The sequence below is a fragment of the Candidatus Nitrosotalea bavarica genome (assembly GCF_900167955.1).
Classification (GTDB): Archaea; Thermoproteota; Nitrososphaeria; order Nitrososphaerales; family Nitrosopumilaceae; genus Nitrosotalea; species Nitrosotalea bavarica.
The window spans coordinates 1-22,182 of the sequence record NZ_FUYK01000007.1 but is presented as its reverse complement, the minus strand read 5'-3'; the positions used below and the strand labels follow the sequence as shown (position 1 = coordinate 22,182).

General features: G+C 35.3%; 24 protein-coding genes and 2 tRNA genes. 13 read left to right on the top strand and 13 right to left on the bottom strand.

Going from position 1 to position 22,182, the window contains the following annotated elements; all coding sequences use genetic code 11:
* Positions 1-34: 34 nt before the first annotated feature.
* Positions 35-1,063: a 4-demethylwyosine synthase TYW1 gene (twy1, locus tag C0Q33_RS03370; RefSeq protein WP_101477588.1), complete on the top strand. Its 1,029-nt coding sequence runs from the start codon at positions 35-37 to the stop codon at positions 1,061-1,063.
* Here the strand turns inward: twy1 and rdgB are convergent.
* Complete coding sequence (gene rdgB / locus C0Q33_RS03365) at positions 1,023-1,586, bottom strand: RdgB/HAM1 family non-canonical purine NTP pyrophosphatase (RefSeq protein WP_320416815.1); 564 nt, start codon at positions 1,584-1,586, stop codon at positions 1,023-1,025. The two genes, twy1 and rdgB, sit on opposite strands and share 41 nt — an antisense overlap.
* Positions 1,576-2,196 (bottom strand): KEOPS complex kinase/ATPase Bud32, encoded by a 621-nt coding sequence (locus tag C0Q33_RS03360; protein WP_101477199.1) that lies wholly within the window; start codon positions 2,194-2,196, stop codon positions 1,576-1,578. Before C0Q33_RS03360 ends, rdgB begins: the two co-directional genes overlap by 11 nt.
* Positions 2,197-2,321: 125 nt before the next feature.
* Between C0Q33_RS03360 and C0Q33_RS03355 the strand changes: the two genes are divergently transcribed.
* Positions 2,322-2,645, top strand: a complete 324-nt coding sequence (locus C0Q33_RS03355) for a hypothetical protein (RefSeq protein ID WP_101477198.1) — start codon at positions 2,322-2,324, stop codon at positions 2,643-2,645.
* Here C0Q33_RS03355 and kae1 read toward each other — a convergent pair.
* On the bottom strand, positions 2,642-3,625 hold the full coding sequence (kae1, locus tag C0Q33_RS03350; RefSeq protein ID WP_101477197.1) for a KEOPS complex N(6)-L-threonylcarbamoyladenine synthase Kae1: 984 nt from the start codon (positions 3,623-3,625) through the stop codon (positions 2,642-2,644). The two genes, C0Q33_RS03355 and kae1, sit on opposite strands and share 4 nt — an antisense overlap.
* 1 nt (position 3,626) lies before the next feature.
* Positions 3,627-4,820 (bottom strand): redox-regulated ATPase YchF, encoded by a 1,194-nt coding sequence (locus C0Q33_RS03345; RefSeq protein ID WP_101477196.1) that lies wholly within the window; start codon positions 4,818-4,820, stop codon positions 3,627-3,629.
* A 72-nt stretch (positions 4,821-4,892) separates the two neighbouring features.
* On the opposite strand from C0Q33_RS03345, the gene C0Q33_RS03340 reads away from it, so the two are divergent.
* Both C0Q33_RS03340 and tgtA read left to right on the top strand, forming a co-directional pair.
* Positions 4,893-5,441: an adenylate kinase family protein gene (locus C0Q33_RS03340; RefSeq protein ID WP_245867302.1), complete on the top strand. Its 549-nt coding sequence runs from the start codon at positions 4,893-4,895 to the stop codon at positions 5,439-5,441.
* A 34-nt stretch (positions 5,442-5,475) separates the two neighbouring features.
* Positions 5,476-6,990, top strand: coding sequence for a tRNA guanosine(15) transglycosylase TgtA (tgtA, locus tag C0Q33_RS03335; RefSeq protein ID WP_101477194.1), 1,515 nt, complete (start codon positions 5,476-5,478; stop codon positions 6,988-6,990).
* A gap of 22 nt (positions 6,991-7,012) precedes the next feature.
* Here tgtA and C0Q33_RS03330 read toward each other — a convergent pair whose 3' ends face one another.
* Both C0Q33_RS03330 and C0Q33_RS03325 read right to left on the bottom strand, forming a co-directional pair.
* The gene (locus C0Q33_RS03330; protein WP_101009005.1) at positions 7,013-7,315 is read right to left on the bottom strand and encodes an ATP-binding protein; all 303 of its coding nucleotides are present in this window, start codon (positions 7,313-7,315) and stop codon (positions 7,013-7,015) included.
* 121 nt (positions 7,316-7,436) lie between these two features.
* Entirely contained in the window at positions 7,437-7,658 is a 222-nt protein-coding gene (locus C0Q33_RS03325) for a hypothetical protein (protein WP_101477193.1), read from the bottom strand.
* A 117-nt stretch (positions 7,659-7,775) separates the two neighbouring features.
* Between C0Q33_RS03325 and C0Q33_RS03320 the strand changes: the two genes are divergently transcribed.
* The 4 genes from C0Q33_RS03320 to C0Q33_RS03305 all read left to right on the top strand — a co-directional run bounded on the left by C0Q33_RS03320 (position 7,776) and on the right by C0Q33_RS03305 (position 10,423).
* Positions 7,776-9,032, top strand: a complete 1,257-nt coding sequence (locus C0Q33_RS03320) for an MBL fold metallo-hydrolase (RefSeq protein WP_101477192.1) — start codon at positions 7,776-7,778, stop codon at positions 9,030-9,032.
* Position 9,033: 1 nt separating this feature from the next.
* A complete protein-coding gene (locus C0Q33_RS03315; RefSeq protein WP_101477191.1) occupies positions 9,034-9,882 on the top strand; it encodes a DNA-3-methyladenine glycosylase family protein in 849 nt (282 codons plus the stop codon).
* 35 nt (positions 9,883-9,917) lie between these two features.
* Positions 9,918-9,992, top strand: a tRNA-Arg gene (locus C0Q33_RS03310).
* Positions 9,993-10,072: 80 nt separating this feature from the next.
* Positions 10,073-10,423 carry a hypothetical protein gene (locus tag C0Q33_RS03305; RefSeq protein WP_101477190.1) on the top strand — a complete coding sequence of 117 codons (351 nt, stop codon included), beginning with the start codon at positions 10,073-10,075 and terminating at the stop codon, positions 10,421-10,423.
* 27 nt (positions 10,424-10,450) lie between these two features.
* On the opposite strand, the gene C0Q33_RS03300 is transcribed toward C0Q33_RS03305, so the two are convergent.
* The 6 genes from C0Q33_RS03300 to C0Q33_RS03275 all read right to left on the bottom strand — a co-directional run bounded on the left by C0Q33_RS03300 (position 10,451) and on the right by C0Q33_RS03275 (position 19,064).
* Positions 10,451-10,921 carry a cupredoxin domain-containing protein gene (locus tag C0Q33_RS03300; RefSeq protein ID WP_101477189.1) on the bottom strand — a complete coding sequence of 157 codons (471 nt, stop codon included), beginning with the start codon at positions 10,919-10,921 and terminating at the stop codon, positions 10,451-10,453.
* Positions 10,922-11,038: 117 nt separating this feature from the next.
* Entirely contained in the window at positions 11,039-12,478 is a 1,440-nt protein-coding gene (locus C0Q33_RS03295) for a cytochrome b (protein ID WP_101477188.1), read from the bottom strand.
* Positions 12,456-13,064, bottom strand: coding sequence for a twin-arginine translocation signal domain-containing protein (locus C0Q33_RS03290; RefSeq protein WP_101477187.1), 609 nt, complete (start codon positions 13,062-13,064; stop codon positions 12,456-12,458). Before C0Q33_RS03290 ends, C0Q33_RS03295 begins: the two co-directional genes overlap by 23 nt.
* A 39-nt stretch (positions 13,065-13,103) precedes the next feature.
* Positions 13,104-17,297, bottom strand: a complete 4,194-nt coding sequence (locus C0Q33_RS03285) for a S8 family serine peptidase (RefSeq protein ID WP_165776421.1) — start codon at positions 17,295-17,297, stop codon at positions 13,104-13,106.
* Between the two features lie 62 nt (positions 17,298-17,359).
* A complete protein-coding gene (locus tag C0Q33_RS03280; RefSeq protein WP_101477185.1) occupies positions 17,360-18,346 on the bottom strand; it encodes an envelope protein in 987 nt (328 codons plus the stop codon).
* A gap of 97 nt (positions 18,347-18,443) precedes the next feature.
* Entirely contained in the window at positions 18,444-19,064 is a 621-nt protein-coding gene (locus tag C0Q33_RS03275; protein ID WP_101477587.1) for a histidine phosphatase family protein, read from the bottom strand.
* A 55-nt stretch (positions 19,065-19,119) separates the two neighbouring features.
* Between C0Q33_RS03275 and npdG the strand changes: the two genes are divergently transcribed.
* From npdG to C0Q33_RS03260, 3 genes are read left to right on the top strand one after another with little or no spacing between them, the layout of a single operon-like run.
* Positions 19,120-19,791: an NADPH-dependent F420 reductase gene (gene npdG / locus C0Q33_RS03270; RefSeq protein WP_101477184.1), complete on the top strand. Its 672-nt coding sequence runs from the start codon at positions 19,120-19,122 to the stop codon at positions 19,789-19,791.
* Between the two features lie 22 nt (positions 19,792-19,813).
* Complete coding sequence (locus C0Q33_RS03265) at positions 19,814-20,038, top strand: hypothetical protein (protein WP_101477183.1); 225 nt, start codon at positions 19,814-19,816, stop codon at positions 20,036-20,038.
* Positions 20,028-20,426 (top strand): pyridoxamine 5'-phosphate oxidase family protein, encoded by a 399-nt coding sequence (locus C0Q33_RS03260; protein WP_320416814.1) that lies wholly within the window; start codon positions 20,028-20,030, stop codon positions 20,424-20,426. The genes C0Q33_RS03265 and C0Q33_RS03260 overlap by 11 nt, the downstream gene beginning before the upstream one ends.
* Here C0Q33_RS03260 and C0Q33_RS03255 read toward each other — a convergent pair.
* Positions 20,423-21,595 carry an aminotransferase class I/II-fold pyridoxal phosphate-dependent enzyme gene (locus C0Q33_RS03255; RefSeq protein ID WP_101477181.1) on the bottom strand — a complete coding sequence of 391 codons (1,173 nt, stop codon included), beginning with the start codon at positions 21,593-21,595 and terminating at the stop codon, positions 20,423-20,425. The genes C0Q33_RS03260 and C0Q33_RS03255 overlap by 4 nt on opposite strands.
* A gap of 43 nt (positions 21,596-21,638) precedes the next feature.
* Between C0Q33_RS03255 and C0Q33_RS03250 the strand changes: the two genes are divergently transcribed.
* Positions 21,639-21,713 (top strand) — tRNA-Arg (locus C0Q33_RS03250).
* A gap of 40 nt (positions 21,714-21,753) precedes the next feature.
* The coding region (locus C0Q33_RS03245; protein ID WP_133121002.1) for a hypothetical protein at positions 21,754-22,182 on the top strand (429 nt) is incomplete at its 3' end.

Below are 22,182 nucleotides of genomic sequence, written 5' to 3'. Positions count from 1 at the left end.
AGATTTAATTAAAACCGTCAACTAAAAAATGGGCATGAGTTGTTCTGGAGAAACAGTAGAGGTTTCAAACGAATTTATCCAGATCAAGCCAATGATTCTAGAACAGTTAAAGAAAGCAAAGTACGGAGTTTCGGATCATGGAACTGTTGAGCTATGTCATTGGACAAAAAAGTCATTCAAAGATGATGGTCAGTGTTACAAACACAAGTTCTATGGGATTTCAACTCACAGATGTATGGAATTTTCTCCAGCTGGAATGTTTTGTGAAAATCGATGTGTTTACTGCTGGAGGCCAATGGAGTTTTACAGTTCTTTAGAGATGCCATCTGATAAGGTTGCACCTCCAGAGATAATCATGTCTAATCTAATGGAAGAACGTAAGAAATTGATCATGGGTCATTACGGTGATCCAAAAAGCAACAAGGAAAAGCTAGACGAGTCACTTCTTCCTAGTCATTATGCCATTTCACTATCAGGAGAACCTACCATGTATCCACAATTGCCGGAGCTTATAAAATATCTAAAGAAACTCCCGGCTACAAAATCAATATTTCTTGTAACGAATGGTCAAGAGCCTGAAATGTTGCAAAGACTCAGTGACGAAGATGCATTGCCAACTCAGTTGTATCTTTCAACAAATGCTCCAAACGCAGAAATATTTGATCTAGTAAATAGACCAAAATACAAAGATGCGTGGAAGAGATGGAATACAAGTCTTGAATTACTTGCAGAACTTGATACAAGAACGGTATTACGTTTCACTTTAATTAAAGACTATAACGCTGATGAAAAATTAATTCCAGAATATGCACGATTGATAAATCGTGCTAATGTGCATTTTATAGAATTAAAATCATATATGCACGTTGGTAGATCAAGAAATAGATTAGAATATACAAATTCTCCAGACATATTTGAAATAAGACATTTTTCAGATCAGATTGTAAAGCAGAGTGGAATGTATTCAATCATGGACGAAAGTGAGATGTCAAGAATTGTTGTTCTTCAGAATCAGAATAGATTCATCGACCGCGTGATTTCCTCGTATCTAGATACCAATTAGCAAATTTTTTCAATGCCAAATATCTATGAGATATTTGGTTTTTGTCCATAATCTGAGAATATGATTGGTTTCTCCCTTGAGGAATAAAGATAGGATCAAAACCCCACTTCAAACCTTGTTCTTTTTGCGATATGGTTCCCTTTACATCTGCGCTAAACAGATGTACATCGCCATCTCTTTCACAATATGCTATAATTGATCTAAATGATGCATCCCTTGGTTTTGATACTAATCGTAAGATTCCTTTGTTACCAATCGCATTAAATACAAATGAAGAATACGGTCCAGGAAAACCATTTAATGATTTTATGAAAAGCCCATCATCTTCCACAATTACAGGTTTTGAACAAATAGAAAATGCCTCCATGGCTTTATACCTAGCAATTTCTTTCACATCATCTGCTTGAATTTCTTGAAGAGTGGATTTTAGAAATTTTAATTTTAATCCAAATTTTGCTGTGATGTTTCTTGCCTCTTCAAATTTATTCTTGTTAGAGCTGACAAAAAATACACTAGCTGACATTTGCATATCTGCCTCTTTTTTCTATGACCAAAACTTGATTAATGATTTTTTCTGTTATATTTTTCCCCAATATCTTTTTATATCCTTGTATGAATAAAGTCCAAGCATTATCTACAATTTGAGCATGAGCACTATTAAGAACTTCCTTGAATAAACGAAGATCAATAGCAAAATCATCAATCTTATCAGTTTTTTGTGAAAGTCCGAAATCAAGTATTGCTAAACCTTTTTGAGAGAGAATAAAATTCGAAGTAGTCAGATCTCCATGCATAACTCCATTCTTATGGAGAATTCCCACAATTTTTCCTATTTCCTCACATGTTTTTACGATTTGCTGTTCAGGAATATCTCGAATTAATTTACCTTTTATGAACTGAAGATATATTTCACATTTTTTCTCATCCACAAAATAAACAAGTGGCGTAGTGATTCCAAAAGATTTAGCCTCAGAGAGCATTTTTGCCTCCCTTATTGTTCTTAGTGTTCGTATCCTAGTATCAAGAGAATGAACTCGATAATCTTTCTTTTTTCTAATTTTTAAAACAGAGTTTTGATCATTCCAAGATGTAATATAGATATCAGCTTCTGCACCTTTTTTGAGCAGTTTCAATGAAAACTAGTAGAGTAGAACATAATTTAAGTCACAATCATTTGACTTCATAAAATAGTTTTTTGAAACAAAATTTATGATTTGTCAAATATACAATTATAACATCGGAGACAAAAAGAAATAACATGGAGTCAGATGAGAAGCGAATAATACAAGAGGATTGTTCTGAAGATTCTTTAGGTGCAGGCATTCTTACGCTAACAAATAAGAGAATCGCATTTGATAAGACAGAGGGAAGAATTATTGATTTTTCAAAGAAATTTGGAAAGACAGTTCTTGAGGCTAGCCTCAATCAAATAATAGAAGTTGCAAAAGAAGGTAGATTGATAACAAAAGTAAGAATAAAAATAAAAACAGATGAAAATGAAAAGATCTACAAGTTTGGAGTATATAATACTGGAAAGTGGGAAAAAGAAGTAAAGGAAGCTATTTCCAAATATCTACCCTAGTAAAAAACTTCCACAGTATCTAGTCTCCACGATTGTTTTACAAAAGTATCTTCTAGGTTTGTCCCCATCTTCTTTGATGACTCTAACAATCCAACCCAGGATATTTGAGAACCACAATCTCCAGCATATTCTTTTGGTGCTACAAAAAATTTGCAGTTATGTCTTTTACATATGCTTGAAAGTATGTCAGACAATCTCTTGTTTGCAGCAACTCCTCCAACAACCAAAAGTTCTTTTTTTCCAGTAAATGAGAGAGCTCTTTCTGTTGCTTCCCCTATCATAGAAAATGCAGTTTCTTGTAATGAAAAACACGTGGCTTCCATTCCCTTTGGAATTATTCTTTTTGTTGCAGACAAGAGACCTGAAAATGACACATCATTTCCCTTTACAACATAAGGCAGCGGAAGATACTCTTTTGATTTGGATGCGAGCTCTTCTATTTTTGGACCACATGGTGATGCAAATCCAGCATACCTTCCAATTTGATCTAGCAATTGACCCAGAGTAATATCCAGAGTTTCACCAAAAACTCTCCATTTCTTTGAAAGAAATGCCAAGATCATTGTATGCCCTCCTGAAACAAGTAAAACCAAGGGATCTTTTGCACCAGTCAGCATTTTTCCAAGTTCTATATGACCTAGTGCATGATTTACAGGATATATCGGAATATCGTAATACGAAGACAGTGATCTGGCTACCACTGCACCAATTCTTAAACATGGTCCAAGACCTGGACCTGCTGCATATGATACAATATCAAGATCATTAATTTTTACATGTGCTTTTCTGAGACACTCTGAAAGAACCTCTGGAGAATTTTCTGCATGGTGACGTGATGCCTCACGTGGATGAATCCCTTCTCCTTCTGGAGGTCTGTAGATCTTTCGTATATCAGATAGAATCTTTCCTTGTTTTCCCTTTTTTTCTATTACCGCACATGAAAATGTATGAGCAGTACTTTCTATTCCAAGACTGAGCATTTTATCCCCTACTTAGAGTTGATACGATTTTCAAAACATCTCCATTTTTGAGTTGATGTTCCGCTCCTACCCTTTGTTTTGTTTTTGCATCAATAGCAAAAAGAAAACCATTTGCGAGATCCTGATGTATTGACTTTGCTAGGTCTCGTGCAGTAGATCCTGGTCGTAAGAGTTTTGCATCAGGTAGAACTTCGCCATTTTTATTAGATAATTTTGTTTCATCTTCAACTGGAAATACCGTAATTAATTTTAGAAGATCAAAACATGCAGAATCAAGTACCTGCTGAACCCCAGTTCCGCCCAATTTAGATACAACTTTTTCTGCAAGATCAAGCGCACTTTTCTGTTGAGGGTTTAGATTAATTCCATCTTTAATCTTGAAAGACTTTTCGCCTGGCAGATATTGGATTATTCCACCCTTTGCCGCTTTTCTCAAAAGAAGTTCAGTTTCTGCACTACATGCAATAGTTGGATGTATTTTTTTGAATTCATCCAAGATACTAAGATCGTGGCAAAGATCAGATTTATTTGCAGAAATTATGATTGGTTTTGTTCGGTTTCTAAGCGTTTTAACAAATGAACCAAGTTCGTCTTCGCTCCAGTCATAAGGTTTCTTTGAATGTAAATTCAAGTTGTGTATTACAGTCTCTACGTCATATTCATCGATTCCAAGTCCACTAAATCTTTGTGCAATTGCTTGAATCACCTTACCACTTTTGCTTTCCAATTCTCTAGTAAGCTTATGCCATTCTCTTTGAAGTATTTGTTTCATCCATTGATCAAACTCTTCCTCAACAAATTTAACATCTTCAAGTGGATTATGAGTTCCTACAGGGACAGGTTGACCTTGTATGTCAGTAGAACCTGATGCGTCCACTATATGGATTAACACTTCAGATGTTCTTGCATCGTCCAAGAATTTATTGCCAAGACCTTTTCCTTCATGAGCTCCAGGAACTAGACCTGCAACATCTACTAGCTTGATTGCAATAAATCGAATTCCATCAACACATAATGGATGATTGTGATTTATTGCAAAATGTTTGCATGCACAATTAGTTTTTACATAAGCAATTCCCATATTTGGCTCAATAGTTGTAAATGGATAATTTCCAACTTGTGCAGTTGTCTGAGTAGCAGCTGAAAAGAATGTGGATTTTCCGACATTGGTTTTCCCTAGTAGGCCAATTTGCATGAGAATTAATCAAAGATATGCTCTTATTAGTATTCCAAAAGTGTTTAATTTCATTCCATTACAGGGTATTTATTGAAAATAATAACAGGAAATCCAGGAACGGGTAAACACACCATAGCAAAATTGATTTCAAGGAAGCTAAACCTTGAGATTATCGATATCAACAAGATTGCAATAAGCGAAGGGATATTCAAAAAGAATAATGGGACTCTTGATGTCGATGTTGATAAGCTAAAAAAAATAATAGACAGAATGAATTCGGAGAGAGCTATACTTGTAGGACATCTTGCCCCTTATGTCATATCACCAAAGTATGTAGAAATTGCAGTGGTTTTAAGAAAAAGTCCATATAAACTGAAATCAATATACAAGAAAAGAAAATACACTAGCAAAAAATCACTTGAGAACATAGGCAGTGAGATATTAGGAATTATTTATCATGACACAGTACATGAATTTGGTAGAAAGAAGACTTTTCAAATTGATACAAGTGACAAATCAATTTTGACAATGGTAAAGAAGGTAGAATCAACTTTCAAAGGAAGTAAAGTAGAAGATAATGTAGATTGGCTACAACTAGTTCTCAAGAAAGGAGACATGCAGAAATTCTTTCCATACTAGGTTCAAATTACGTCATATCAGATTAAAATTTAAAATGTTTGAGATAAAAAAATCAGATCTTGCAGGAAGAATAGGAATACTTCATACAAATCATGGTAAAGTTGAGACTCCAGCATATGTTCCGGTAATTCATCCAGTCAAGCAAACAATTCCCGCTAAAAAATTAAGAGAGATGGGATTTGATCTAGTCATAACAAACGCATACATCACATTAAAGAGATATGGTGACGAGGCAATAAAACAAGGCATTCACAAGATAATCGATTATGATGGTGCTATCATGACAGATTCTGGTGGATATCAGGTCTTAGAATATGGAGACATTGATGTAGATTATAAAAAAATTGCAGCTTTTGAAAAAGGAATAGGAACTGATATTGCAATTCCTTTGGATAGACCGACAGGACTTGGACTTTCAAAAAAGAAAGCAGTAGAATATGTACAACACACACTTAGAGTTTCAAAGGAGACTCTTGATACTAGGGATGATAATGGTCAGATATGGGTTGGACCAATACAAGGTAGTGAACATTCAGATTTAGTCAAGAAATCAACAAGAGCACTTGTTGATTCAGGTTTTCAGATGTTGGCTTTGGGAAGTCCTGTTGAATTCATGGAATCTTATGAATACAAATTACTTGCCAAAATGATAATAACTGCAAAAAAAGAGATTCCAGATTCTATTCCGCTTCATCTATTTGGAGCAGGACATCCACTTACCATACCTCTCGCAGTGGCACTTGGCTGTGATACCTTTGATTCTGCATCTTACATGCTATATGCAAAACATGATAGATACATTATGGAAGATGGTACTGCCCATCTCTCTGAAGTTGCATATTTTTCTTGTAACTGTGAAGTGTGTACCAGATTAAAACCAAAAGAGATGCTATCTCTAGATAAAGAGGATAGAACTAACAAGATAGCGCTCCACAATCTATTTGCCATAAAGGCTGAGGTAGACAGAGTAAAACAGGCCATTCATGAAGGACGATTGTGGGAATATACCATAAGAAAGGCAAGATCTCATCCCAAGTTGTTTGAAACAATATCTACTTTTACTAACAATACCTCATTCTTTTTAGAAACTACACCACGATACAAAGAGAACGCAGTGTTTCTTTTTTCCAAAGAAGATCAATACAGACCTGAGATTTTTAGATTCCATTCACTTGTACGTAAATTCAAAACAAAAAAGAAGACACTAGTAATAATACCAGATGGTAGCATAAGACCATTTTATACTTCAACAGAATATAACAACCTAAAAAAGAAATTTGCTTCTAAATTAGATGACATACAATTTTGTCAATACAATCCCTACCTTGGAATAATCCCATTGGAACTATCAGATATTTATCCTGCGGCTCACTATGTCATATCGAATACAGACTTTAATCAAAATGAATTTCCGGAATTCACTAAAACTTGGAGTATGTTTCTTAAAAACAACAAATTCAAGAAAATTTATGCCACAAATGATGAGTTCTTAAAATACCAGTCTAAAGGCCTAAAACCAAAAATCAAATTTATCAATATTAAAAAATAATAAAAAAGAAGAATGAATCCGCTTATAGTGCGGCGTCTTCTGCCCAGCCTTTTACGAATATACCGTTCTTGTGTAGAGGTACTGGTTGTCCTGGAGTGTAAGTCATTGGTCTCATCCAGAAGATTGCTTTTGTTGGGCAAACTCCAATGCATGCTCCGTCTGAGATGCATCTTTCTGGATAAAATACAAATGCTTTACCTCTTTTCCAACCATCTACTGGTTTTACACGAAGAACGTCTGGACCAAGAGAAGTACAGATCTCTACGCATAGCGCACAGCCTATACATCTCTGCTCATCAACGTCTGGAAGAATTGCGATTGGCATTCTGTTTTTGATCTTTCATCGTTTGCTATTTAAATGATCTGCAAAATCCATAACGGAGTTATAGAATTATCTCAAGTTTTCAAAATAAAAGAAAAACAAAAAGAAAGTATAAATGATATTTTTACTTCTTTATTTGGCGCATTGCTTCAATCTGGCCTGATGTTACCCAGTCAAGCAATTCCGCAGATGAAGGATTTAGATCTCCTTTCTGATTCATCATATTGTGAACCCAAATCCAGTTTATTTGATTCAATAGTGGTTTGTTTCCCTCATCGCCTTTTCGAACTTTGTCTCTAAGGTCTTTTGGGATTGTACTCCACCATGCTTCAAAAGTTCTACCCATAGTCGGATCATTTTTTTTGATCTAATTAAGTCTTTTGCAAATCATCCAAGAAATATAATAAGTCAGGTCCGATCTGAGTGCTAAAGATTTAAAAGTCCTTTGAAAAAGTTTTGATTCTTGCAAGTAAGAGTTCTAGGGGCAGCCAAAGAAGTGGGCAGATCTGCGTTTCAAGTAAATTGCGATGGTGCTAGTTTTCTATTAGATTACGGAGTAGAATTAAGAAAAGAATCACTATATCCAATAGCAGTAAATCCACATGAGATAAACGCGGCTATTATAACTCATGCCCATCTTGATCACTCAGGCAACATGCCTGCACTCTTTGTAAATGGTAGTACTGATGTTTATGCCACCCCTCCAACGTTTGACCTTTCAAGATTGCTAATAGAAGATATGCTTAGAATTCAAAAAACTCAGCTACCATACGATTTTGCTAGTGTTTCAAAGATGATGATGTATTCAAAGGAAATAAAATATAGAGAAAAAATTGAACGTGGAAATGCTTCTTTTCAGCTACTCGAATCAGGCCATGTTTTAGGAGGAGCATCAGTCATAGTTGAATCTGAAAATAAGAGATTATTTTACACTGCAGACATTAACCCAAAAGGATCAAGAATGCTAAGAGAGGCGGATCTTGATTTTGGTGAGGTTGATTTAGTGATTACTGAAAGTACGTACTCTCAGACAAACCAGATGCCACGAAATGAGTCAGAAGAAAAGTTCATGGAATTTGCATATGAAGTGTTGGATAGGAAAGGCTCTCTTTTTGTACCTGCTTTTTCAGTGGAAAGATCTCAAGAAATTGCATGTGTCTTAAAGAACGCCGGATTCAAACATAAAGTGGTAATGGATGGCATGGCTGTAAAAGTAAATGAAATAATGTTGAATTATCCAGAGTATTTACGTGATCCAAAAGTATTTGCTGATTCTGTTCACCAAGCAGTTTGGATAAAAGGAGAAAAAGAAAGAAAGAAAGCACTAGATGAACCAGCTGTCATAATTTCACCTGCAGGAATGTTAGTAGGTGGTTCTGCAGTATTTTATTTGCAGAATTTAGCATTAGATAAGAGAAATGGTATTGCGCTAGTTTCATATCAAGGAGAAGGAACACCGGGAAGAAAACTTTTGGATACAGGACGAGTGGGTGTAAGAGGAAAGGAGTTCAAGTGTGAAGCAGAAGTAAGACAGTTTGAATTTTCAGGACATGCAGATAGAGATTCCCTTTTTGAAATGATGAAGAAAATAAAGGGTAATCCCAAAGTTCTTACTGTTCATGGAGACATGGACTCTTGTACAAAGTTTGCAGATGAGATACATGAAAAGTTAGGATTTGATGCACGTGCACCAGATGCAGGCGAAACAATAACCGTATAACATGCGAAAGGCATATGCGATAGACATAGAAACCACAATTAACAGTGGGCAGGTTTTTCTCTGGAATAAAATCAAAGACCAGTGGATAGGAATAGATGGTCAGGATATTCTCATTCTGAATCAGTCACCTTTCAGTGCTAGATCGTCATCTAATAACATGGATAACTTTCTCAGATCAGGTGATAATTTAGAAAAAATACTATTAAACATTAGCAAAGACAAGATGGTAGGAAATGCTGTAAAGCAATCCCCAGGTTTGAGATTGATAAGGCAGGATCCGTTTCAGTGCTATGTATCATTCATCTGTTCATCGAACTCATCCATACAAAACATCAAATCAATGCTAGAAAATTTATGCAAGAAATTTGGCGCCAAGCAAGAATTTGATGGATATGAACTACGTACATTTCCAAAAGCAGAGATTCTCGCAAATGCAACTATGAAAGATCTGGTAGATTGCAAACTAGGATTTAGAGCAAAATATGTCAAAGAAGCAGCCCAAGCAGTTAATTCAGACAAGATCGATTTTGCATGGCTAAAAAAAACAGACTATCATACTGCTGTAGAATCTCTGAAAAAAATTCGTGGAATAGGCAACAAGGTAGCAGACTGTATTGCATTATTTTCTCTTGACAAAATGGAAGCTTTCCCGATTGACAGATGGACACAAAGAATTTTGTTAAAATATTATAAGAAATTTTTTGACAACATATCAGAAAAACCAGTAACCGAAAAAAAATATGAAAAACTTCATGAAGAGATTGTAGAATATTTTGGGCCATATGCAGGTTATGCACAACAATTTCTCTTCAAGATGGAAAGAGATCTTAATGAAAAAAAATGGTTGTAAAAACCCTTAATATGGCTACTAATTGCCCGATATTTGGGCCTGTAGCTCAGCTTGGATAGAGTGCTGGACTTCTAATCCAGTGGTCAAGGGATCGAAGCCCTTCGGGCCCGTTTTCTAGATAATTTGAGAAGAATATCTTTGACGTTAGATTTCTAACAATTTAATATCTTCATTTGAAGATCAATGTCATATGAAAGACATTGAACTAAAATTAGAAAATCTTACTTTCAAGCCTCATGAGATGATTAAAGGAAAAATCCAAGTAAATTATTCTGGAAGATATGATGGAGTTGTAGTTAATGCTCAAATTCTAGGGTCCAATCAGCTCATAGTCTATAGATCGTACAATAACAAGTCCATATCACAGAATCTCTCAAGATTATTTATTAATAAAAACGACATACCACAAAATTTAGTTGAATTTACTGCTTCAATAGAATTTGAGCCCAAAGAAATTCATGAAATAAAATTTAGAGTATCAATAATTCAAGAACACAAAGAGATTGAAAGTGACGTTGTTTTTGGAAAAATAATGCCCTGATTTTCTTATATTTATCGTAATTTGGTCTTAGGATGTCGTAGCCCCATGTACTATGGTTATAGTTCCCGTCATCCATGGATGAGGTTCACAGTGATATGGTATAACAGCTTCCTGTGTAAAGACAAATTGGTATGTAGCACCTGGTTTGATAACTCCAGGAGATCCAAAGGCTCCATTGTAACCATCCTTGAATGGCTTGTCAGGGGTAACAGTATGAGCAGCTTCACTAGTATTCTTCCAGATTACAAGATTGTTTACTCCTAGTTGAGTCGTAATTGTCTTTGGTGTAAAGTTTTGAGTTTGTGATGGATTTTCTGAACCAGGTATAATAATTATTGTAGTCGTATCACTGGGATGAAGAACTTTGTCTGGAATTATGGGCTTTGCGTTAAACTCTGGTATATAGTAAAGTTGGTAATATGAAACTCCAAGTGCAGCTCCGATGATAACTGCGATCAATCCTATTCCATACGCATGACTGGAGGATGGAAGACTCAACTATTTTCTGATCTTGTTTTTAGTCTTATAAAGCTATACAAAAATAATTGGATAATTATCAAATATGATTTATTTTCTAAGCATGAAGAGATTATGGAATAAGAACAATATTCGAGTCTATTGAGGTAGACTTCCAGAGAGTTCTTTACCATCAAGTGCTTTTGGAGATTCTGCTTCTGCCGGTGGTGGAACTTGGATCTTCTTTGCTTCATTTAATCCGTGTCGATAAAGATGGAATAGTCCAGCAAATACCATAAGAATCAATCCTGTTAGAAATAGAGCAAAGTTTTTCATCCCAGCCAGTGCTGCGTTATATGCTGCGATGTTAAGATACACTTGGAATGCAAGTAGCGCTACAATTAACCAGTTAATCCATTTTCCTGAGAGATTAATTGGTGACGATTTATGTGGAGCTTTTGAAGCTGCCAATTTTGCTTTTCTTTCTGATTCTTTTGCAAGTAATATCATCATGTACGAGAATCCAAATCCTATAGGAACCAGTAATAACATTACCAAATAGAAGAAGATCGGATCAATTACAAGTCTAGCAACAAGTGGTTTAGTAATATCAGGTGTAATGTAAAAGCCCCAATATGTTGTCACCATGACTTGGGTAATGCCAGTAATACCAAACGCAGTTACTATAGGCCTATCTTTCCATGAGAATTTTTTGTACCTATCTATGAATGGAGTCATTGCGATTGCTACAATGAATACACCAGGCCACAATACACCTGTTACAAATTTGTCATATTGTGTCCTCAAGAATGCATAGATGCCTGTAAGATACCATTCAGGCACAGTAATTCCTGGCGGCACTGTAGGTTCAAACTTGGAACCAAGATCAACGGGGAAAACTCCACCTGTTATAAATATCGCACCAGAAATTGCCATTACCAATGGAACATCAAAGACCAAAAATCGTGGCATGTGAACTGCCATTAATCCTAGCATTACTACTGGCAAGAGAAATACATGCATTGTATAGAATCTAAGAATAAAATCAGCAAAGCCTGAACCAAACATTGCGTCACGAATTGTAGGTCCAACTACTGGCATTGAATTAGTAAGAGAGGCAGCTATACTGATTGCAAGTTCAGCACGTTCACTAAATATAATATCATATCCAGTAAATGCTTCCAAAATAGTTACAGTACCAAGTACTACACCGGTGACCCAGATAATTTCATTTCTTATTTTGTATCTCCCACTAAAGTATTGGTAATACATGTGAAGTACTGCAAGTAGAACCATTGCATTTGAAGCATGATAGTGAATATTTCGTATCATAAATCCATAAGGAACGGTATCGTTGATTTTTTGAACACTGTCCCACGCTCTGTCTAATATCGGTTCATAATAGAACATCAATAATGCACCAGTGACTCCCAGAATTACAAACATCACAAATGTGAGCATTCCCAGGAATCCAAATGGACTTACAAATCTTGATGGAAAAGAAAATTTAGTTCCGATAAATACGGTTCTTTCCATTCCATCCCATATCCAGTAGAAAAAATCTACTAGACCGTTTCTACGTTTTAAGGAAACGACCATACCCCACTATTCCATTTTCGTTTACAGACCATACTGCTGGTTTAATCCATAAATTTCCATCATTATCAGCTTCAAAATAAAGAGTTGCCAGTACATTTGATGGAGAAGCTTGAAGTGAAGCTGGTCCTGCAAAGGCTTTTCCGTTTAATGGATTATACATGCTTCCATGACATGGACATTCTCCTCTTTTTCTACCTTCTTGTGGCCAGTATTTCCATAAACACCATAAATGTAAACAAACCATACTATATGCACGAAATGCACTAACATCATCTACAGCGCCACCAAGTTCATCAGGTAATCGAATAAACTGCCATTTTTTAAATGCCTCTTGATCAAGAACACTATCTCCGGTTTTTGGATAAGTAATAACCTCAGAGTGATTTTTTGGAAAAGTCTTAACGTTTGCTTGTGTTCCATCTGGCAGTATAACTTGTGCCCTCTCCAAAGATGCATTTGATGGGTTGGGCATGAATTTACCCCATGGAATAAAGGGTGTAAAAGTCAAAGCAACACCTGCAGCAGCTAATAATTTAAGAAAATCACGTCGTGATAGAGGATCCTTGGTAGAATCTTGCTCAGACATTCAAAGCTCCGTTTCGGAAAAATTGCATATAAACCTTGTCTAACTTTTTGAAATTTTTAATTTTTTCAAAGTAAAAACGGTTATTGTTAACGCTATGGCAATTCCTAGTACAATTTCAATCAAGGTTGTAAAATTCTGATCGCTGTTATGTTGACTAGGGGATGATATGCCAAGACTAGAATTGTCTACGGTTAACACAATATTTGCCATTTTTATATTTCCCGCCCGGTCTTTTGCCATAGCTTCAATGGTATAATTTCCATTGGCAAGAGATGTGGTATCAAATTGGATACTTTTAACATCGTGGAAAATCTGTTTAGGGGTTTTTATAGTCAACCAGTCTTTTTGTGCAAGATTCAATTCATTCACATCCAAATCAATATTGACCACTCCAGAAACTACAGAATAATTCTTTGGTGATTGTAAAATAATCTCTGGCGGAGTATTGTCTATTACAAATTTAAACTCTTTGGATATACTATGCCCAACAGTATCTGTTATTACAAATTTAAGATCATGTTCTCCTTCTGAAAGATTTCGTATGTCTTCTGTTAGTTTTTCTTGATCAATTATCTGTGCTGTCTCGTTGTCAAGATAATATTCTTTATTCTCAATACTATCACCTATTATTTTTGGATTAATTGTATAATTACTATTTATGAAAAGTGGGATATCTAGAATCAACTGAGGCGGTGATTCTATTGGCAAGAGTGTAGAGAATTTAGTAGTAATCGTTACAGGTTCTGCAATTGATCTTCCACCAAATAATGGCGCATGTATCAATAATGAATAAACTCCAGTTTGGTTTAGAGAAGCAAATAATACAGTAGATGTCGCATCCGTATTTTTTATTGGATAAAATCCACCACCCTCACTAAAGACCGGGCTTGGTCCTAGCCAATCACCAGTTGGCCATCCTTGAAATTGTCCAAGTACACCAGGTGGAGAGTTTGTTTGAATAATTCTTCCTTGTGGATCTATTAAAAATACGGATAGATTTGTATCAGGATCTTTCCAAGAAAGATTCATTGCTACTGAATTAATTGTCTTATCAGTGACATCAAAATAATATTGACGCCAATCTCCTGCGTTGTATCTATTTGCCATATCAAATCCCCCTCCAATGTACCCATTTCCATATAGTGCATCACCATTTTGCCCTTGTATTACAGTAGGCAGATCTTTTGGTTGAAGTTTTTTCATTACAGCATATGATACGGGAACATTAACTGTATGCAAATCATCTTTAAAGTTGATAAAATCTTGATACAGTCCAGGAGTCTCATCTGAAGGAACAATTAGAGTAGCTATAACCTTAGCGGTTCCATGAGGTTTGATCTGAATATTTTTTGAATTTAACCATATATCATTCCATGATATTTTTTTATAATAACTTGCAGTCAAAGTAAAATCAGATGATGTTGAATTTTTCTTTGTATCTCCAGTCCAATAGGAGTATCTAGTAGGAACTGGATAAATTCCAACTAATGGGGTGTGTTTTATCTGTGCTGCAGGTTCTGAGACTCGGAGTTCTTGCACAGTTCCCCATGCACCGCCTCTATTAATCAAAGAGAGATCTTGAGAGGCAGGTATGGAACTATCATTTTTTGTATTCCAATCATACAGATACAATGATGAAATCTTCATGTCATCAGCATATGTTTTTGCAGATGAGTTCATAAATTGTGAAAATGGAGATGTCAAATCAAGAACCAATAGGGAAACATTATCTGGAATAGGTTTTGTTTTTTCAAAAAAAGATGCAAGACTTGCATGATTTTGTATTTCTTGTAACGGAATGTAATTCGGTCTATACACTCCTGATTTTTTTATGAGTGGATCCTGTAATCGTACTTGAGTTGTTCCGTTATAAGTATCAAGTTTTATCAATCCAAGTTTTTGTGGTTGAATATCTACTTCTAGAGTATGATTTGTTGGATTTACTATTGTGAAAGTAGCAGATGTTCTATCTCCCGGAAACAATCTACCTCCAAACCAAGATGTTTCTGGCAATGAGGAATTTGTAAGTTGGATTTTCTTCAAACCCACAGAAGATGAGTTCATTGTACGCAAAGCAGGATCCAAGATTTTCTTTGTGTTATAGTATGATGCATCATTATAAACTTCAAAGACATCATTGTTTCCTAGCACAAAATCAATGGCTCTTGTTATGTTTACCAATCCAGAGCCTTGTGTGAAAGGATCATTACCCAAATCAGTCGCAGTTGACATGAGAATATTTTTTATTGTAAAAGAATTGTAAGGGATGTTGTTATCTTTTAGACTCTCCATAAGAATAGCTGCGGAACCTGCCACTAGAGGTGCTGCCAAGCTGGTTCCTCCAAACAATCCATATTCACCAGTACTATTTTTACTAATTTGTGACACCGATGTAGGAGTATAGCTATATTCTCCTATCGCCATCAGATCTGGTTTAGGATCTCCTATTAGGGATGGCCCTCTACTGGAAAATCCAGATACCTCACCATAATGAGAAGTATTGTTACCAAATCTTGGTTGGTTCTTGAATGGCCCATATCCAACAAAAACATTGTCAGTCACCGCACCAACAGTTATACCAAATGGTGCAGCATCAGGCGTTCCCAGAGTTCCATAACCTGGCCCTGCATTTCCAGCACTGTTAACTACCAATATTCCAGGATAATTTACATCAAGAGAATGAGGAACGGCAAGTGCACCAAGTAAAAGTGATTGTACGTCAAGTCCCGGAACTGATTGAAGTGCAGGAAAAGTCGATATCCCCCAACTATTTGACAGAACATCCACTCTAGGATTACCCGAATACTTCCATTGATTTTTTTCTTGATCAAATCCTGCTGCCCATAGCCAACCGTAAATTGCATCACCTAACCAAAGTGCCTTGATTGGAACTATTTTTGCACCAGAAGCTACTCCTCTTATGTGATATTTTGTTGACGTGGAATACACATCATAACTTTCTTTGCCAACAGATACAATAGAACCAGCTGTTCCTGTTCCATGACCTCCATAATCGTACATTATTCCAAAGAAATTTCCATGAGGATCAAGTGGAGGAAGAAGTGTACCATTGATTGCCCCTAAATTTTTGTTAACTAGAGACGGTTTTGCAATTACTCCATACACATCCAACACATGTGCCCCCACTGTTCCTGCACTATAGTCTGATTTGCCATCATGGTTTGAATCATATACAAGATACTCGTTTCCGTCCCCTAAGGTGGTGGGTTTTTCATCGGTAAAATCAAAATCATATTTTGGCAAAATAGGATTATCGAATTTTTCAAAGTCTTTCCAAGAATCTGACATGTCTGCAATTATTGTATCATACAAACCTGGAATGTTTGAATCAACGACAAGAACGGGTACCGTTTGCAGTCTAAATAATTGGCCAAAAGATATACTCTCATATATCATACCAAAATGGTACACGCCACTTTTGGAAACAATAAAGTGTTTTGGATCTTTTCCTATCTTATAGTCGTCTGAGACAGTTCCATTCAAGACAGGATTACCTCCTTTTGGGTATAGAGAGTTATAGACTTGAACATATGTTCCCTTACCTTTTTTATTCAAATCAAGAAATACTCCTTTTGAAGTTACATAAACAGAAGATGTTACATTTTTTGGAATAGATTTTGTATAATTTTGTATTATTCCTTTACTATTGATATTTGCAACAAATGTTGCATTTGTTAGTACAATTCCTTGACCATCGGCATCAATCATTACAGGAATGTTATTCTTATCACGAGCTATAGAATCCCTCATATCAGGATTTGAAAAATCAGTTCCAGTATCTACTATTCCTATATTGATGCCATTTCCAGTATATCCATAATTGTCAAAAACTTTGTCAGAGCCTAGAATTTGATCGACTCTTGAAACCTCAGTTATAGGGAGATCAGATTTTAGAGAGTCAAATTCTAAGGGTAAATCCTCCATTACGTTATATCCATTTAATTTTAAATTTGATACTTCATCCTGATTAAAAAAACCCATAGCAAAAGATCCATGATCCAAATCTACCCCATAAGTAACGTGATTGGCCCGTGATACTATATCAGTAACAGAACCGGAGCCAAAAACAATGTATCTTTTAATTTGATTTTGATTCTCAGATGGTTGAAAGTTTATCAGATCTGAGACTTGATTTATGTTGACATCTGTTGTAATTTTTGGAAGATCTATATCGTATGAACCAATTGCCGATTTTGGAAAGAGAGAAAACATCAAAATGCAAATCAAAAAAAATCCCGTTTTTGAAATGATATTTTTATTCTTTACCATGGAGTCTAACGTCGCCTAGCAAGAATTGTTATTTGTAGTGCGATAATTATTGCAATAAGAGCAACAACAGGAAGGAATAATGAATTAAATTGGCCAGATGCTTCCTCTATATTTTTAACAGAATCAGACATTGATGATACACTTTTGTTTATGTTCTGATTTGCCTCAGATATAGATTGTTGACTAGTATCTAAAACATTACCAAATCCTTGGATCTCAGTTTTTAATTTATCAAGTTCTTGCGAAGTAGAATCAAGAACAGAATTTAATTTCAATATCTGATTGGAAATTCCCTCTATGTTTTGTTTAAGAACTTGTGTGGCAGATGAACCATGAGAAATAGTTCCCTGATCAAAGTACACTATATGAAAAACATATGTTCCTTCTTGTGTAGGGGTATAATCTGCATAATAGAGACCCTGGTGAAGAGTCTTTAAAGAATTTGCAAGACTTTCCACATCACCAGATGGAAGATGAACGTGTGAGGTACCCAGTATTTTCAACGGGTCACCTGCTACCAACAATCCATCACTTGTGACTTGAACAAAAACTCGAAATGTTTGGTTAATTGCTGCAGTCTGAGGGGTAAATACTACAACATTTACAATTCTTTGAATGGGAATTTTTTCTAATGTTGTCGATGGAGCAAATTTAACATCAATTTTTTGAGATTGCCCTTGCTCCTTTGAAGCAATTGCCTCAACAGTATAAGTTCCATATGTGTATGTTGTAGTAGCATTTGGCCATCTGATTAGAATATGTTCAAAGTTTCCGCCAGCATCAGCCGTAATCTGATCAAATTGTGCTATAGTACCGTCAGGTGCAAAAAGTCTTATAATTATCGGCTCATTTGGCAGACCGGTTCCATAGACTAGTAGTGGTTGACCCTCCGAGTAAACTTCTCTATCAGTAGACATTTGTAAAGCATATGCGTATGATAAGAAATTTCCAAGAACTGTAAAAACTATTAAGAGAATTATTATTAGTTTCAATCTATTGATAATTTCGTTAACCCATAGATATTGGTTCTGCTATTGTAAGGAAGACTCGTTTAAAACAGAATTAAGGAAATATGTAATGACGTGAATTTTATTCCTGCTGATATCTTTCTGAATTCATAGAATTTATTGCAACCATTGAAAAGACTGATTGGTCGTTTTTTAGTATTGTTAGAGATGCATTTCTTATTATCATTTCATATAATGATTCAGGTCTAGGTTGAAGAATGGTAGATATTATTGACTTGATAGGATCCATATGTGTAACAAGTAAAATGGTTTCTTCATTGTGTTTTCTTGAACAATGATCAACCATGTCTAAAATTCGTTTTTTTACACTTGAAAATGTCTCTATACCATTATTTTCAATAACAGGATGACCTTGATAGAACTTTAAGAAAACATTTCCGTGTTTTTCAAACATTTCATCATAATGCATTCCTGTAAATGTTCCCATATCTATTTCCGTTAATCTTTCATCTATATCACATCTCAAATCCATCTTATTTGCAACTATTCTGGCAGTATGTTCTGCTCTCTCTATAGGACTACAATATATCTTGGAGATATTGAGAGGTTTAAGGAAATCTCCTATTTTTTCAGCCTGCTGAATACCTAATTCTGTAAGTGGGAATCCTTTTGTACGTCCAGCGAGAATCCTCTCAACATTATTTTTGGCTTGACCATGTCGTAGAAAAAGAAATAATGTCAATAATGATTGCATTTATTGAATAAAGATAATAATAACATTGCCTGTTCAACATTTCATGAAGATTGGGATAATTGGTGGAACTGGTGGAATGGGTAAAGGATTTGCTTTAAGATGGTGTGAAAATCATGATATTACAATAGGTTCTAGAGAAACTGCCAAGGCAGAAGAAGCAGCTAAAGAATATTCAGAGCTTGCGCAAAAAGAATATGGCTCTTTCAAAGGCAATATTTCTGGAAAAGACAATACTGCAGTTGCAAGAGAAAGTGATGTTCTAGTTCTATCAATTCCATATGAAAATATCGATATGATTTGTTCTCAACTTTTACCTAATGTGAGAGATGATTGCACAGTGATATCACCGATAGTTCCCTTGACAAAGACTGATGCTGGTTTTGAATTTATTTCTTTTAAAGACAAGAAACCATCAGCGTTTGAATTGGTACAAAAACATATGAAAAATAAATCAAAGTTAGTATCTGCATTTCACACCATATCCGAGAAAAAACTAATTGATCCTAAACTCGTACTGGATTCAGACATTTTTGTTTGCGGAGACTCTGATGATTCAATCAATATAGTACGTCAGTTAATAACAGAGATAAAAAATCTTAGACCAATATTATTAGGACCTGGTTCTTTGTCATATCTAGCTGAAGTGGCAACTCCCATTCTCCTTAATGCAATGATAAAGAACAAGATGAAGAATCCAGGCATAAAGATAATCTAGTTACTATTTTACAAATATTATCATGGGTAAAGTTAGAAGAAAAAATTGGTTTACAGCAATGGGTGTATTGTTCCTTGTTGTAGCTGTAATTCCCATAGTGAGAGATTTGTTTATTTGGGGACCAGATTTTACTGCGGACTTTTTTACATCATCCGACATAACAAGTGAAAAGATATCAATAGGAATATTTGGAATTGCAGGATTTCTCATTGTTTTAGGTTTAAGGGGAGAAAATTATGAGGAGTAAAGAATTTCTCAAATCACAAAAGATTCTACGTCTTGCTACAATAGGTCCCTCTGGAAATCCTCACATTGTTCCTGTCTGGTACATGTATGATAACGACAAATTCTATGTAGGAACCAACACAAAGACAAGAAAAGCAAAAAACATCAAAAAGAATTCAAAGGTCTCATTTTGTATTGACATTGGGATAAAATCTCCTGATATAGTTGGAATGACGGGAATTGGAAGAGCTAAACTAATTTTGAAAGCAGACATAGTTAAACAATTAACAGAAAAAATCCTACTTCGGTATTTTAAGAATATGAGAAATCAATCTGCCCAGCAACTTTTACACCAAACTGATTGTATCATAGAAATAACTCCCAAAAAGATTACAAATTGGAAATACTAGGCAACAAATTTTTCGATTTTATTCAAAGCTTCTTCTAGTAGCGGTATTTCAGGCAAGAAAACCATTCTAAAGTGGCCAGTGCCATATTGAGTTCCAAATCCAGATCCATGAACTGTCAGAATACCAGTTGTTTTCAATAATTGTATTACAAATTCCTTGTCAGAACTATACTTGTTATCTTCAATCTTTGGAAATGCATAAAATGCTCCTTTTGGGTTAGAACAGCTGATTCCATTCATATCATTTAATCTCTTGATGGTGTAATCTCGTCTTTTTTTGAGTTCAGAAACAAATTTTGTTATATAATCTTGCGGTCCTTTGAGCGATTCTAGTGCAGCATATTGTACTGGCAAGTTGGTAGCAATTCTTACCCTAGATAACTTGGGTACATTCTCTCGTAATAGTTCTAGTTTTTTTGATTGGTTAAATGCAATATACCCTATTCGCCAACCAGACATTAGGTGAACTTTGGAAAATCCATTCAACAAAATTATAGGAGAATCACCGCTAACTTTTCCTATACCTGTGAATTTTTCGTCAAAGACTATTTGATCATATATCTCATCACAGATAATGTAGAGATCATGCTCATTAGCCAAATCAACTAAATCTTTTAGAGATTTCTCACTAAATACCACACCAGTGGGATTATTGGGGCTGATAAGACATATTGCAACAGTTTTAGAGGTAATTTTTGATCTAATATCATCTAGATCAGGAGTGGATTTGTGTAGATCTACCAAAAATTCAATTGGTTTTCCTCCAAATAATCTTACATATGACGCATAAGGAGGATAGTACGGACCTGGAATTAGCACTTCATCGCCTTGTTCCACAATCGATGCCATAACCATCTCAAGGCCTTCAGAGACTCCATTTGTTACCAATACATCATCTTCAAAAACCCTAAGACCCTTTACTGCCTCTTTTTTTGATATTGCTTCACGTAATTCTGGCAGACCTTCGGAAGATGCATAATAATTTTGGCCTTCCTTAACAGCTTTGACAAGTGCTTCTTTAACTCTATCAGGAGGCTGAAATCCATACTGGAGAGGGTCACCTATGTTAAGATAGGTAATTTTCTTGCCTTCCTTTTGTAGTTTCCTAGCTTCTAGTGCAATATCCCGTATTGCATATTCTACTCCTGCTACTCTTTGTGATATTTTCAATTACCTAGACAGATATTTAGCCCCGTTAAATTCTTACTTGATCGGACCCGTTGCATAGCCCGGATAGTGCGGATGGCTTCGGACCATCAGGTCGTGGGTTCGAATCCCACCGGGCCCTCGATATTATAAATAGATAGACTTTGTTACACATTATAATTATGAGACTTCCGATTTCTTTATTTCACATAGGAATAATATTGATCATATCAGGATCAATTTGGGCTGGAGTTATCTTATCAGAAGCTAACAAAAGTATAGACAGTTTTCAATTGGGAAATTCTGAGGTTGGTACCACGTCATTAAAAGTTGAAGGAAATGGAATTGGGTTTTATTTAATATCTTCAGAGAGTTATCAAAATAATATTCTTGCCAAGGTAATTGATTCACATGGAAATTTTCTAGATATAAGAAAGATAACTAATAAAGTAACTGTCGACTACTTTCATTTTGAACACAATGATCAAGTCACATTGGAATTAACTAATCTTTCTGAGAAACCTGTACAATTGTCTATCACCATAGGAGATACACGAGTTTCAGAAATCACTTTACCTGCAATATTAATATTTGTAGGAGCTATGATTTTG

Coding starts and splice junctions, on each gene's coding strand:
- twy1 (WP_101477588.1), top strand. CDS start 35: ATGAGTTGTTCTGGAGAAACAGTAGAGGTTTCAAACGAATTTATCCAG.
- rdgB (WP_320416815.1), bottom strand. CDS start 1,586: ATGTCAGCTAGTGTATTTTTTGTCAGCTCTAACAAGAATAAATTTGAA.
- C0Q33_RS03355 (WP_101477198.1), top strand. CDS start 2,322: ATGGAGTCAGATGAGAAGCGAATAATACAAGAGGATTGTTCTGAAGAT.
- kae1 (WP_101477197.1), bottom strand. CDS start 3,625: ATGCTCAGTCTTGGAATAGAAAGTACTGCTCATACATTTTCATGTGCG.
- C0Q33_RS03345 (WP_101477196.1), bottom strand. CDS start 4,820: ATGCAAATTGGCCTACTAGGGAAAACCAATGTCGGAAAATCCACATTC.
- tgtA (WP_101477194.1), top strand. CDS start 5,476: ATGTTTGAGATAAAAAAATCAGATCTTGCAGGAAGAATAGGAATACTT.
- C0Q33_RS03330 (WP_101009005.1), bottom strand. CDS start 7,315: ATGCCAATCGCAATTCTTCCAGACGTTGATGAGCAGAGATGTATAGGC.
- C0Q33_RS03325 (WP_101477193.1), bottom strand. CDS start 7,658: ATGGGTAGAACTTTTGAAGCATGGTGGAGTACAATCCCAAAAGACCTT.
- C0Q33_RS03315 (WP_101477191.1), top strand. CDS start 9,034: ATGCGAAAGGCATATGCGATAGACATAGAAACCACAATTAACAGTGGG.
- C0Q33_RS03305 (WP_101477190.1), top strand. CDS start 10,073: ATGAAAGACATTGAACTAAAATTAGAAAATCTTACTTTCAAGCCTCAT.
- C0Q33_RS03295 (WP_101477188.1), bottom strand. CDS start 12,478: ATGGTCGTTTCCTTAAAACGTAGAAACGGTCTAGTAGATTTTTTCTAC.
- C0Q33_RS03290 (WP_101477187.1), bottom strand. CDS start 13,064: ATGTCTGAGCAAGATTCTACCAAGGATCCTCTATCACGACGTGATTTT.
- C0Q33_RS03285 (WP_165776421.1), bottom strand. CDS start 17,297: ATGTTTTCTCTCTTTCCAAAATCGGCAATTGGTTCATACGATATAGAT.
- npdG (WP_101477184.1), top strand. CDS start 19,120: ATGAAGATTGGGATAATTGGTGGAACTGGTGGAATGGGTAAAGGATTT.
- C0Q33_RS03265 (WP_101477183.1), top strand. CDS start 19,814: ATGGGTAAAGTTAGAAGAAAAAATTGGTTTACAGCAATGGGTGTATTG.
- C0Q33_RS03260 (WP_320416814.1), top strand. CDS start 20,028: ATGAGGAGTAAAGAATTTCTCAAATCACAAAAGATTCTACGTCTTGCT.